This is a genomic window from Nitrobacter sp. 62-13, from assembly GCF_001896955.1.
Classification (GTDB): Bacteria; Pseudomonadota; Alphaproteobacteria; order Rhizobiales; family Xanthobacteraceae; genus Nitrobacter.
This window is the reverse complement of record NZ_MKRN01000201.1, coordinates 36,200-48,057: the sequence shown is the minus strand read 5'-3', so window position 1 is coordinate 48,057 and position 11,858 is coordinate 36,200. Positions and strand designations below refer to the sequence as shown.

10 protein-coding genes are annotated in these 11,858 nt (G+C 64.6%); 5 read left to right on the top strand and 5 right to left on the bottom strand.

All coding sequences use genetic code 11. The features are described from left to right. Both BGN91_RS15950 and lepB read left to right on the top strand, forming a co-directional pair. A partial coding sequence (locus BGN91_RS15950; RefSeq protein WP_292614814.1) for a metallopeptidase TldD-related protein occupies window positions 1–208 on the top strand: 208 nt, incomplete at its 5' end. Further along, a complete protein-coding gene (lepB, locus tag BGN91_RS15945) occupies window positions 205–975 on the top strand; it encodes a signal peptidase I (protein WP_292614812.1) in 771 nt (256 codons plus the stop codon). The genes BGN91_RS15950 and lepB, both read left to right, overlap by 4 nt. 300 nt (window positions 976–1,275) lie before the next feature. Here lepB and BGN91_RS15940 read toward each other — a convergent pair whose 3' ends face one another. The 3 genes from BGN91_RS15940 to BGN91_RS15930 form a co-directional block, all read right to left on the bottom strand. Next, on the bottom strand, window positions 1,276–1,791 hold the full coding sequence (locus BGN91_RS15940; RefSeq protein ID WP_292614824.1) for a PAN domain-containing protein: 516 nt from the start codon (window positions 1,789–1,791) through the stop codon (window positions 1,276–1,278). Between the two features lie 228 nt (window positions 1,792–2,019). After that, the gene (locus tag BGN91_RS15935) at window positions 2,020–3,390 is read right to left on the bottom strand and encodes a glutamate--cysteine ligase (protein ID WP_292614810.1); all 1,371 of its coding nucleotides are present in this window, start codon (window positions 3,388–3,390) and stop codon (window positions 2,020–2,022) included. 99 nt (window positions 3,391–3,489) lie between these two features. After that, window positions 3,490–3,978: a MarR family transcriptional regulator gene (locus BGN91_RS15930; protein WP_292614808.1), complete on the bottom strand. Its 489-nt coding sequence runs from the start codon at window positions 3,976–3,978 to the stop codon at window positions 3,490–3,492. 486 nt (window positions 3,979–4,464) lie between these two features. On the opposite strand from BGN91_RS15930, the gene BGN91_RS15925 reads away from it, so the two are divergent. The 3 genes from BGN91_RS15925 (at window position 4,465) to BGN91_RS15915 (ending at window position 9,600) form a co-directional block, all read left to right on the top strand. Continuing rightward, entirely contained in the window at window positions 4,465–7,692 is a 3,228-nt protein-coding gene (locus BGN91_RS15925) for a hypothetical protein (protein WP_292614806.1), read from the top strand. A gap of 193 nt (window positions 7,693–7,885) precedes the next feature. Then, window positions 7,886–8,812: a sulfite exporter TauE/SafE family protein gene (locus BGN91_RS15920; RefSeq protein WP_292614804.1), complete on the top strand. Its 927-nt coding sequence runs from the start codon at window positions 7,886–7,888 to the stop codon at window positions 8,810–8,812. After that, window positions 8,809–9,600 (top strand): TIGR02186 family protein, encoded by a 792-nt coding sequence (locus BGN91_RS15915; RefSeq protein WP_292614802.1) that lies wholly within the window; start codon window positions 8,809–8,811, stop codon window positions 9,598–9,600. The genes BGN91_RS15920 and BGN91_RS15915 overlap by 4 nt, the downstream gene beginning before the upstream one ends. Window positions 9,601–9,618: 18 nt before the next feature. On the opposite strand, the gene BGN91_RS15910 is transcribed toward BGN91_RS15915, so the two are convergent. After that, on the bottom strand, window positions 9,619–10,959 hold the full coding sequence (locus BGN91_RS15910; protein ID WP_292614800.1) for a divalent metal cation transporter: 1,341 nt from the start codon (window positions 10,957–10,959) through the stop codon (window positions 9,619–9,621). 103 nt (window positions 10,960–11,062) lie between these two features. Beyond that, a complete protein-coding gene (locus BGN91_RS15905) occupies window positions 11,063–11,848 on the bottom strand; it encodes an MBL fold metallo-hydrolase (protein WP_292614798.1) in 786 nt (261 codons plus the stop codon). Window positions 11,849–11,858: the final 10 nt, after the last annotated feature.

The window sequence follows — 11,858 nt, the reverse complement described above, 5'->3', positions numbered from 1 at the left end:
GAACGGCAAGCTCGGCGCGCCGCTGAAGGGCGCGATGCTGATCGGCAACGGTCCGACCGACCTGCATCGCATCACCATGGTCGGCAACGACACCGCGCTTGACGACGGCGTCGGCACCTGCGGCAAGAACGGACAGGGCGTGCCGGTCGGCGTCGGGCAGCCGACGCTGCGCATGGATCGGATCACGGTCGGAGGAACGGGCGGATGAGCTTGGAATCGTCAACGTCGGGCTCGATGGTTCGCCGCTGGGGTGGACAGATCGTTCAGATCGCGGCGATCGTGCTCGTGGTGCTGCTCGCCAAGGGCGCGCTCGCCGAGCCGTTCTACGTGCCGTCGGCATCGATGGAGCCGACGCTTTTGATCGGCGACGCGCTATTGGCGTCGAAATACCCTTACGGCTACTCGACCGCCTCGATGCCGATCCACGTCTCCTTTCCCGAGACGTCGCGCGTTTTCGGCGAACTGCCCAAACGCGGCGACGTCGTGGTCTTCCGCTGGCCGGGCGACCGTTCGCAAGTCTGGGTGAAGCGCGTCATCGGCCTGCCCGGCGACCGCATCCAGATGCGCGACGGCCAGGTCTGGATCAATGGACAGCCCGCTCCGTTGAAAGCCGACGGAATCGGCGAGGCCGAGGATGACAACGGCTCCGACGAGCCGGCGCACCGTTATGTGGAAACGCTGCCGGGCGGCGTCTCGCACACCATTTTCAAGATTCACGACAACGGCCGGCTCGACAACACCGCGGAAGTGACGGTGCCGCCGGGCCATCTGTTCGTGATGGGCGACAACCGCGACAACTCCGCGGACAGTCGCGTACCCGTCCGCCAGGGCGGCGTCGGCCTGCTCTCGACCGACAACCTGGTCGGCCGCGTCGATGCGATCGTCGGCTCGTGGGACATGGGCATCCGCAACCAACCGGTCTGGACCTGGCTCTCCGGATTCCGTCTCGCGCGTTTTTTCACGGCGGTGCACTGACAGAGCTTGCCGGCGAATAGCCCGACAACCGATCGAGCATGCTCTCGAAAAGTGGAAACCGGTTTTCGGAAAAAGATCATGCTCAAACAAAAAGACAAGCGACGAGTCTGATTCATCGCAGTTGAAACAGGCTCCGGCGGAGCGGCGGTGTCGCCGGCGTCGCCGGCGTCGCCGACATGATCGTGAGGCCGGATCCGGGACCGAACTTCTGCGCCGAGAGCTATTCGGCGAAAGTCAAACGGTGGAAGACACTGTGGCCGGAACTCACGGCGTTGCCTGCGTCCACGTCTTGACGGAACGCTATCGCACCACCCCGGAGGTGAAGCCAGGCCGGCGGTGCGGCGGCTTGATTTCCTTTTTCAGGAAGCATCGCGCGGCCTTGCCGGCATAGCCAGGCCGTGCATACGTCCATGCCCGACACTTGCTATCGGCATCGCAGGCATGGCGGCAGATTTGATCGGCGTCGGCTCGTTCGTCTTTCTTGAGTTCGAAGACGCGATAGTCGCCACCGGAGCGATCGGTGGACGTTTCGACCGGGCCGATCCGACGCTCGATCACGCCAGCCCCGCGCACGCCGGACACGCAGCAGGGATTCGCGATCCGCGGCGGAACGGCATTTTTGAGCCAGCACACCGCTATCTCCGACCCCTCGCCGGGATAGCTGAAGCTCCAGGAACGGCAATGGCGGTCGCGCTCGCAGGCCAGCGCGCAGTCGGCCGGGTCGCCCGACCGCAGCGTCATTCGCAGATAGTCAGCGCCGGGCCGGTCGAAATTCGTCTGCGCATGCGCCGGCCGCGCCGCTGCAAGGGCCATCATCGACAGCGCAGCCAGCAGGATCAGGCCAGCCTTCAATGCATTGACTTTCAACACAGGCCGCAAAGCTAAAGTGTCCCGAACAAGAAGAGCGCGGATAATGCTCATTCAATCGCCATGTTGATGTATGGCGGATGAACGGGCCGCCGCCAACCCGCCGCTGCTCCAAAGGCCGGACGAGAAGCGATTTCTTGTGGCCCAATCCGAATCCGACGTTCGCTTCGCGCGAATTCAGAACGCGTATTCGCTGTAGGCCGGTTCCACGGATCCCGCCCATGCGCCGTCGAATTTTTCCAGCATCTCCTCGGCGGGAGAGCGGCCTGAATCCAGGATCCGGTCGAGCGGCTCCAGATGCCGCGACTCGTCGCGACCGAGATGATCGACATGGCCGCGCCGGCGCAGCCCCGCATGCGCGAGCACCAGGCATTCCTTGGCGATCTCGAACAGATAACGATCCTTGATCCGGGCCTTGAATCCCATCCGCGGCACGTCATCGCGCAACGCCTGACGTTCCGGCGCATTCCAGCGCTTCACGATGTCCCAGGCCGCATCGAGGCTGCTGTTGTCGTAGAGCAGCCCGACCCAGAATGCCGGCAGTGCCGGCAGGCGCCCCCACGGCACCCCGTCGGCGCCACGCATTTCCAGATAGCGCTTGAGCCGCACCTCGGGAAAAATCGTCGACAGATGATTGGCCCAATCCGAAAGGGTCGGCCGCTCGCCGGGGATGGCCTCGTTCCTGCCGTCGAAGAAATCGCGGAACGAGGTACCGGACACGTCGATATAATTTTCGCCGCGCTTGACGAAATACATGGGAACGTCGAGCGCATAGTCGACCCAACGTTCGAATCCCATGCCGTCCTCGAACGCCCACGGGATCATGCCGGCGCGGGCATTGTCGGTGTCGCGCCAGATTTCCGAACGGAACGACAGGAAGCCATTTGGCTTGCCTTCGGTGAAGGGAGAGTTTGCGAACAACGCCGTCGCAATCGGCTGCAGCGCCACCGAGACGCGGAGCTTCTTGACCATGTCGGCTTCGGACGAGAAATCGAGATTGGTCTGAACCGTGCAGGTCCGGAACATCATGTCGAGGCCGTACCGGCCGACCTTCGGCATGTAGTCGCGCATGATTCTGTAACGGCCCTTCGGCATCATCGGAATCTGCGCCCGCGACCATGACGGCGTCATCCCAAGGCCGAGAAATCCGATGCCGAGCGGCGTCGCGATCTCCTTGACCTGCGCCAGATGCGCGGCCAGCTCCGACTGGGTCTGATGCACCGTTTCAACCGGCGCGCCCGACAGCTCGAACTGCCCACCGGGCTCCAGCGAAATCGCGCCGCCGCCGGTGACGTCATGGAGGCCGATGATGTTGCCCTGCTCCATGATCGGCTCCCAGCCAAGCAGGAGCTGCATGCCTTCCAGCAATGCGCCGATGCCGCGCGCGCCTTCATACGGCACGGGCTGGTGGCCCTGAAGCGTGAAAGGCGTTTTTTCGTGCTCGGTGCCGATGCGGAATTCGGACGCGGGCTTCACGCCGGCTTCCAGCCACGCCACGAGTTCGTCGCGCGATTGCAGCGGCGTCATATCGATCTGGTCACGCGCCATGAAAAATCCCGGTGTGGGGCGTTTCGATCGAACGCACGCAATGTAGGCCTAGAGAATATCGAGCCGAATGGCCCGCAACCGCGCAAGACGAAAGAGACCTCATCGCGCGGACGCACCGTCTCTCACAGCAAGCGCTTGAGCCTCATTGCAGGAACAACCGAGCCGGTCAAGCAGCCCGCAAAGCTTCGCGGCGTCGGCGTCGGAGAGTTTGGAGCCGACATGCTCTTCGATCGCCGCCGAATAGGCCTGCCACATCCTTTTCTGCAAGTCGCGTCCGGCCTCGGTGATCTCGACGAACTGACCGCGCTTGTCGGCCTTGCATTCACGCCGCGCCGCCAGCCCCTCATCGACCAGACGATCGATCAGGCGCGAGGTTGCGTATTGCGGCAGCAGCATCTGTTTTTCCAGCTCGACCGGTCGCAATTCGCCGGCCTGTGCGCGAGACAGTTCGGAGAGCGCGTCGTAGCAGGCGAGAGAGGGAAAACCTGCCTCCTTCAACTCGTGCTCCACCGTGTTCAGTACGCAGCTCTGCACGCGCATCAGGCGAATCCAGGCAGCGACCGCCTCGATGGAGGGTTTGCGTCTCATCATGAAGTCCTTGTCCCGCGACCAGCTTACCGTACTCGATGCAACTGCATCAATCGTGATCCAGTGGCCCCCAAGACCGCAGCTAAGACGCGGCCTACGATTCAGCAAAACGCCGGGGACATGGCGAAGGCGCTTTCGTCCGGGTTCCTCGCTCGCCCCGTCGCAAACCGGGCGTGAGGCGCGCTCGTGGTCATCGGCGCATGTGGCGCTGGAGCGGTCGTATCCAAAAGCCCTCCCGATGGAAAATGTTGTGTATAATCATTAATACAATCAAGGATTGTATATGGCTTGGCAGCGGGGCCTCGCGCCTTCCCCAAAATGCAACTTTTAGCCGTAGCCGCACAACTCCTTAACCCGTTGTTTACCGTAACACGAAAAGGTTGGGCCTCGGAGGCAGACCCTGCGCCGGTTTGAATTGTCTATTCAAAAGGCGCGCAGGGAGCCCGAAGGCGCATCGCATGCGCCGGACAGACACCGGACGAAAGCATGAACTCGCGCGGATCGTGGAGCGAAGACGGAATCGAACCATCCGTTCGCGAGCGGGCCGAAGCAGCCGCGCGGAACGCCGGAATGTCCCTGAACGAGTGGCTCAGCTCAACGGTCGGCAACGCCGTGCCGGTGGCGAAAGCCCCGCTCGCCAGCGAGGACAGCCACGACGTGGCGGACATTCATCGACGGCTGGATTCAATCACGCGACAGATCGACCAGTTGTCGAGCCCGGCCAGGCCCGGCGAACCCGCCGTCGCGCGCCAACTCAACGACGCCATCTCACGGCTGGATGCCAGGCTCGCCCGCGTCGCCGCACAGACGCCCCCGGCGGACCCGCAACACCGCGCCGACAGGGTGGAGCGTGCCGCGGCCGAGGTCTACAGCCGGTCGACGCTGCCCGATTCCGCCTCGCTCGAATTCGCGATCGCGGAAGTCGCGGCGCGCCAGCATGAACTCGATGACGCGTCGCACGCCTCGTCGCCGCGCCGCCCACCGCCTGTCGCCCCGGCGATGACACCACCGCGGCCGGCATCGGATTTCTCCGGCCTCGAACGTCAGCTCTTCAAAATCACGAGCCAGATCGAATCGCTGCAGCGCCCGGACGGAATCGAGCAGTCGATCGCCGCATTCCGCAGCGAGCTGGCTGGAATCCGCCACATCATCACGGAGGCGATGCCACGCCGCGCGATCGAATCGATCGAGAACGAGATTCGTTCGCTGTCGCAGCGCATCGACGACATTCGGCAAAGCGGAAGCGATGGCCAGGCGTTGGCGAATATCGAACGCGCCCTCAATGAGATCTACGACGCGCTGCGATCGCTGAAACCGGCTGAGCAACTTGCGGGATTCGACGACGCGATCCGTAATCTCGGCAACAAGATCGATACCATCGTACGCGACAGCGGCGACAGCGGCGTGGTGCAGCAGCTCGAAAACGCGATCGTTGCGCTTCGCGGCATCGTTTCCAACGTCGCTTCCAACGATGCGCTGGCGCGGCTCAGCGACGACCTCACCATGCTGTCGTCGAAGGTCGATCAACTCGGCCGATCCGACGGCCGTAGCGATTCGTTCTCCGCACTCGAACAGCGCGTCGCCGCCCTGACGGAGGCACTGGAAAACCGCGAACGCCCCGCCTCCGGCAGCTCCGAGCAGCTTGAAGAAGCCGTACGCGCGCTATCCGATCGTCTCGACCGTCTGCCGGCCGGTCACGATTCATCGTCGGCGCTGGCGCATCTCGAACAACGGGTCTCGTTACTGCTCGAAAGACTCGACACCGCAAGTCCGCACCCCGGAACCGATCTCGGGCGCGTCGAGGAAGGTTTGCAGGATATCCTGCATCATCTGGAACGGCAGCAGGCCGGGCTTGCGGCGCTGGCCGAAAGCGGCCCGCGCAATGCAGGCCCCGCGATGGACAGCGAGGTCGTCGAGGCGATCAAGCGCGAACTGTCGGAGATGCGCTTCTGCCAGTCGGAAACCGACCGTCATACCCAGGACTCGCTCGAGGCCGTTCATAACACGCTCGGGCATGTTGTCGACCGGCTGGCGATGATCGAGGGTGATCTGCGCGCAGTCCGCGCCATGCCTGCCGCCCCGCCTCGCGGAGCGACACCGGAGCCGCCGGCGGGCCAGCCGCCAAGGCCCGAATTGCCGAATCCCGTGCTGTCGCAGATGACGACGCCGCAACCTGCTCCGGCCACCTCGACGCCACCGCCGATTCCGCCGCGCGCGATGGACGAAGGTTCAAAGGAAACCTTGGAGCATTCGGGAACGCGGCGCCCGCCGCAACCGCGCCCCGCGATCGATCCGGACCTGCCGCCCGATCATCCCCTGGAGCCGGGTACCCGTGTGGTGGGACACGGAGCGTCGACGTCGGAGCGCATCGCAGCTTCCGAAAGCACGATCGGCCAAATCACGGATGCGCCAAGCGATCGATCGGCTTCATCTTTCATCGCTGCGGCGCGTCGGGCCGCGCAGGCGGCCACCGCGGCTTCGCCATCGCCCGACAAGACCGGCCGAACCAAGATCGCCATCGAACCGGCCAATCCCGCCACACGCGGGTCCAGCCTCACCTCCAAGATCCGCTCGCTGCTCGTCGGAGTCAGCGTGGTGGTGATCGTGCTCGGCGGATTCAAGTTCGCACTGTCGCTGCTCGATGGACCCCAGCGCGCGGCGGTCAGCGACACCAGCCCGGTCGTTCCGTCCGAGGCGACGCCGCCGCCCGTCGATGCCAAGCCCGCTTCCGACAATCCTGCGACGCCGTCGATGACTTCGCCCACGCCGCTCGACCGGCAATCGATGATTTCGCCGCCATCCGAAAGCAGCGCGGCGCCGTCCGAAAACCCGTCAGACATGCCCCCGGCAAGCCAGCCCGCCGACATCACCGGCGCGATTCCCGGCACCTCTGCACGTCCTGCGGCTGCACACACGCTGGAGCCGATATCAATTCCCCGCTCCGAATCCCTCCCCGACAGTATCGGCAGCCCGAAGCTGCGGAGCGCCGCGCTCCACGGCGACGCCGCGGCGGCGTTCGAAATCGGCGCCCGCTATGCGGAGGGCAAAGGCGTTGCCGTCAATTACAGCGAAGCTGCGAAATGGTACGATCGCGCGGCGCGCGCCGGCGTGGTGCCCGCCATGTTCAGGCTTGGCACCCTGCATGAAAAGGGCCTCGGCGTAACCAAGGACGTCGATGCGGCACGACGCTACTATTTGCAGGCGGCCGAACGGGACAACGCCAAGGCCATGCACAACCTCGCGGTGCTTGACGCCGATGGCGGCGGCAAGGGCGCCAACTACACCAGCGCGGCGCAATGGTTCCGCAAGGCCGCCGAGCGCGGCGTCGCCGACAGCCAATTCAATCTCGGCATACTCTATGCCCGTGGCATCGGCATCGAACAAAATCTCGCGGAATCCTACAAATGGTTCAGCCTTGCTGCCGCTAACGGCGACGTCGACTCCAGCCGTAAGCGCGACGAAGTCGCCAAGCGGCTCGATCCGCAGACGCTTGCCGCGGCCAAGCAGGCGGTTCAAACGTTCGTTCCCAAGCCTCAGCCGGAGGATGCGGTCGGCGTCGCAAGTCCCGCCGGCGGATGGGACGGCGCGGCCGCACAGCCCGCAGCAAAGCCCCTGGCCACAACAAAGCCCCAGACCAAGACCACGGCGACCAAGACCACGGCAGCTCGTTCCGCGCCGGCCAAGCAGGCGATGGCCAGGCAGGCTGCGCGTTAATCCCCGTTAGTCATCGACGTTGGACCTGAGCGGGAGCCGGGCGAAAAAGCCCGGCCGTGCCGAATTCGTTAACCCCGGCCGCTGATGATTTCGGTTATGCAAGTGATGCGGCCTGCAACCTCGCCGCACATCGAAGGTCCATGCTGCGGAAAGGCGCCGGCCGGCCCGCGGCCAAATCCGAAATCGAACGCGCGTGCAACTCTATCTCCCGATCGCCGATCTTCCGGTCAACGTATTCCTCATCCTGGCGATGGGCGCGGCGGTGGGTTTCGTATCCGGCATGTTCGGCATCGGCGGCGGCTTCCTGATGACGCCACTGCTGATCTTTATCGGCATCGCGCCTGCGGTCGCTGTCGCAACCGTCGCTAGCCACATCGCCGCTTCCTCCTTCTCCGGCGCGCTATCCTACTGGCGCAGGCGCGCGATCGATCCGATGCTCGCGCTGATCCTGTTGGGCGGCGCCATCGCCGGAACCATGCTCGGCGTCTGGACCTTCACGCAGTTGCGCGCGCTGGGCCAGCTCGATCTTTTGATCGCACTGTCCTATGTGGTGCTATTGTCCGGCGTCGGCGGAGCGATGTTCTGGGAGGGATTGCGCGCCATGCGGCGTGCCCGGCATGGTCAGGTGGTACCGCCGCGGCGCTCCGGCGGTCACGGCTGGATCCACGGTCTGCCGCTGAAAGTCCGTTTCAAGCGTTCCAAAATCTATCTATCGGCGATCCCGGTGGTCGCTATCGGACTCGCCATCGGCTTCATCGGCGCGATCATGGGTATCGGCGGCGGCTTCATCCTGGTGCCGACGCTGATCTACCTGCTGCGCATACCGACGTCGACGGTGATCGGCACCTCCATGCTGCTCACCCTCGTCACCATGACCTTCGCCACCGTACTGCACGCCGCCACCAACCATCTTGTCGACGTCGTGCTCGCATTGATCCTGATGACCGGCGGCGTGACCGGCGCCCAATTCGGCGCACGCGCCGGCCAGCGCATCCGCGGCGAACACCTGCGCCTGCTGCTCGGGCTGTTGATCCTGGCGGTCGGAATCCGCTTTGCGGTCGAATTGGGCATTCGTCCCAACGACCTTTACACCCTCCGAGAAATAACGGGCGGTCCATGAGGAGGCGCGCAACATTCCCGGCGATGGGCCTGGCGCTGCTGCTCAGCGCTGCCTTCGTCGCGGACGATGCGCGCGCCGAGCACTTGATCGTCTCGGTGTCGAACCATCGCGTTACCGTGACGTCGAACTATTCGGGCGAGGAGCTGGTGCTGTTCGGCTCCATCGAGCGCGACGGCAATGCCGCCGTTCCGCGCAGCGGCTACGATCTCGTCGTGACCGTCAGCGGTCCCCGCGCCGATATGGTCACGCGCCGCAAAGAGCGCCGGTTCGGCATCTGGGTCAATGCCGATTCCCGGGAATTTCTCCAGGTCCCATCCTATCTTGCGGCATTCGCCAACCGGCCGCTGGACAAGATCGCCCCGCCGGACGTCCTGCGACGGCAGCAGCTCGGATTGAACAACGTGCTGCTGAGGCAGCGCGTCGGACCCGATTACGCCGACGTCGTCACGAGCGACCCGTTCCGCCGCGCCTTCATAAGGCTGCGCGCCGAACAAGGGCTGTATCGCGAGAACACATCGGCCGTGACCTTCCTGACGCCGACCCTATTCCGCACCAGTATTCCGCTTCCGGCGGAAGTGCCGATCGGCACCTACACCGTCGGAATCAAGCTCCTCGCGGATGGCGCGCTGGTCGCAAAGACCGAGACGGCGTTCGAAATCGTCAAGGTCGGTTTCGAGCAGTTCGTCGCCACAGCCGCACGGCAACACGGCCTCCTCTACGGCGTGGCGACGGCATGTATAGGGCTGATGGCGGGCTGGATGGCGTCGATCGTCTTCCGCAGAGACTGACGGGCAATCCATGGCGCGCTACAGCGCCCATGCGACGCCCATCGCGACGACTCCGGCGGCCATCACTGCGGTGGCAAGCCAGCCCAGCCAATACAGCTTGCCGGTGACGACAAACCTGCCCATGACGTCGCGGCGGCGCACCATCGCCATCAGCAGCACCATCACGGGCACCGCAAGCACGCCGTTGATGACCGCGCTCCAGTACAACGCCTGGATGGGGTCGACGGGTGTGAAATTGAGAGCGATCCCGATCGCCGCCGACAGCGCCAGCACCCCATAGAACGCCGCCGCCTCCTTCGGCTTGCGCGCCAGCCCGACCGGCCATCGCCGTCCCTCGCCGACGGCGTAGGCCGCCGAGCCCGCCAGCACCGGAATCGCCAGCAAGCCGGTGCCGACGATGCCGAGCGCGAAGATCACTTCCGCGAACCGGCCCGCAATCGGCCGCAACGCTTCCGCGGCCTGCGCCGACGTCTCGATGTCGGTCTTGCCGGCGGCATGAAAGGTCGCGGCGGCGGTGAGGATGATCGCGATCGCGATCAGGCTGGAGAACGCCATCCCGACGATGGTGTCGGCGCGGATGCGGCTGAACTCCTGCCGCGCGCCATGATGCCGGTGGAGCAGCGGCTGTTTCGCGGAATCGACCCGCTGATCCTCGGCTTCCTGCGAAGCCTGCCAGAAGAACAGATAGGGCGAGATCGTCGTGCCCAGGATGGCGACGACGGTGGTGAGAAACGAGGCGTTGAATTCCACGCGCGGGATCAGCAGGCCCGCGACCGCTTCGCCCCAGGACACATGCGCAACCGCCATCGCGCCGACATAGGTGAACAGGCTCAGCGTCAGCCATTTCAGGACTGCGACATAGCGGGCGTAATCCAGAAAGATCTGCGCCACCACCGATGTGACGCCGAACAGCAGCACGTAGGCAAAGGTGGGACCGCCGAACAGCAGCCTCGACGCATCCGCCATGGCGCCGAGATCGGCGGCAACGTTGATGGTGTTGGCGATAAACAGCAGCGCGACGATGCCGTTCAGCAGGCTGCCCGGATAATGGCGGCAGACATTGCCGGCGATGCCATGCCCGGTGACGCGCCCGACCCGCGCGGAAATCTCCTGGATCGCCGCCATCAGCGGAAACGTCAGCACCATGGTCCAGCTCGCGGCATAGCCGAGCTGCGCGCCGGTCTGGCTGTAGGTGCCGATGCCGGAGGGGTCGTCGTCCGCCGCGCCGGTGATGAGGCCCGGACCCAGCGTTTTGAAAATGGCACGCCACCGAAGCGGCTCCCGACCCTCGCCTTTCAAAGACAGGTTGGACGTGCCCAGCTCTTCATTTTTTTCGCGAACCGCTTTTGAATGTTCCATTCCCGCTCCAGCCGCGCCAGACAACGCGGTGGGCAAATTCCGGTTCCGGAGACAGAACTCATGCGCCGGGACCGACGGACCACGCCCGCGCATTCGCCACGGATCAGTCTGTTGCGGTGATTTCGATCTCGGTCGCGATGCCCGGTTCCAGCATTTTCAGCCGTGCGCCAAAACCGAGTATGTCGAACGACGACCTGAGATCGTCGCCATTCTGTCTCAGATGCTTCCATCCGTCGTGATGCACCGGCACGATCATGGCATCTGGAAAAGCTCTGGCCGTTTCGATGGTGTCGTTGGTGTCCATGGTGATGTGGAAAGGCCCGCGCGTCTGCGCCGCGCCCGCGAAAGGCAGCACGATCCCTGCCTTGAAGCGCTTCGCCACTTCGGCGACCCCCTCGAACCAGACCGTGTCGCCGGTGATATAGACCGGCCGGATGCCCGGATCGGCCAAGGTCAGAACGAAGCCGATGACGTCGCCCGCGATGGGCTCGATCCCGGCTGGACCATGCCGCGCGGGCGCAGCCGTGATCGTCAACACGCGTCCATCGGGCTTGGTGAGGCGGGCGCTCGCCCATGGTGCCAGGCCTTCAGCATGGCCGCCGAGCCGCTTCGCCCCCGCGACCGTTGTCAGCACGCGAGTTGCGGTTTTCAGAAAATCCCGGCCCGAATCGTCGAGATTGTCACGGTGCTGGTCGTGGCTGAGCAGCACAGCATCGACCGCACCGATGTTGTCGGCGCTGAGCGCAGGACCCGACAGCTTTTCGAGTGTCACATGCGGCAGCGTGTACGAGCCGGGCGCGTCGAAGGTCGGATCGGTCAGCAGACGGAAGCCGCCGACTTCGATCAGGGCCGTCGGGCCGCCGATCAGGGTGATACGGAGCGAGGTCATGGCAGGTCTC

Bases quoted from the DNA above. Each gene is read 5' to 3' on its own strand.
- lepB (WP_292614812.1), top strand. From the start codon at position 205: ATGAGCTTGGAATCGTCAACGTCGGGCTCGATGGTTCGCCGCTGGGGT.
- BGN91_RS15940 (WP_292614824.1), bottom strand. From the start codon at position 1,791: ATGATGGCCCTTGCAGCGGCGCGGCCGGCGCATGCGCAGACGAATTTC.
- BGN91_RS15935 (WP_292614810.1), bottom strand. From the start codon at position 3,390: ATGGCGCGTGACCAGATCGATATGACGCCGCTGCAATCGCGCGACGAA.
- BGN91_RS15930 (WP_292614808.1), bottom strand. From the start codon at position 3,978: ATGAGACGCAAACCCTCCATCGAGGCGGTCGCTGCCTGGATTCGCCTG.
- BGN91_RS15925 (WP_292614806.1), top strand. From the start codon at position 4,465: ATGAACTCGCGCGGATCGTGGAGCGAAGACGGAATCGAACCATCCGTT.
- BGN91_RS15915 (WP_292614802.1), top strand. From the start codon at position 8,809: ATGAGGAGGCGCGCAACATTCCCGGCGATGGGCCTGGCGCTGCTGCTC.
- BGN91_RS15910 (WP_292614800.1), bottom strand. From the start codon at position 10,959: ATGGAACATTCAAAAGCGGTTCGCGAAAAAAATGAAGAGCTGGGCACG.
- BGN91_RS15905 (WP_292614798.1), bottom strand. From the start codon at position 11,848: ATGACCTCGCTCCGTATCACCCTGATCGGCGGCCCGACGGCCCTGATC.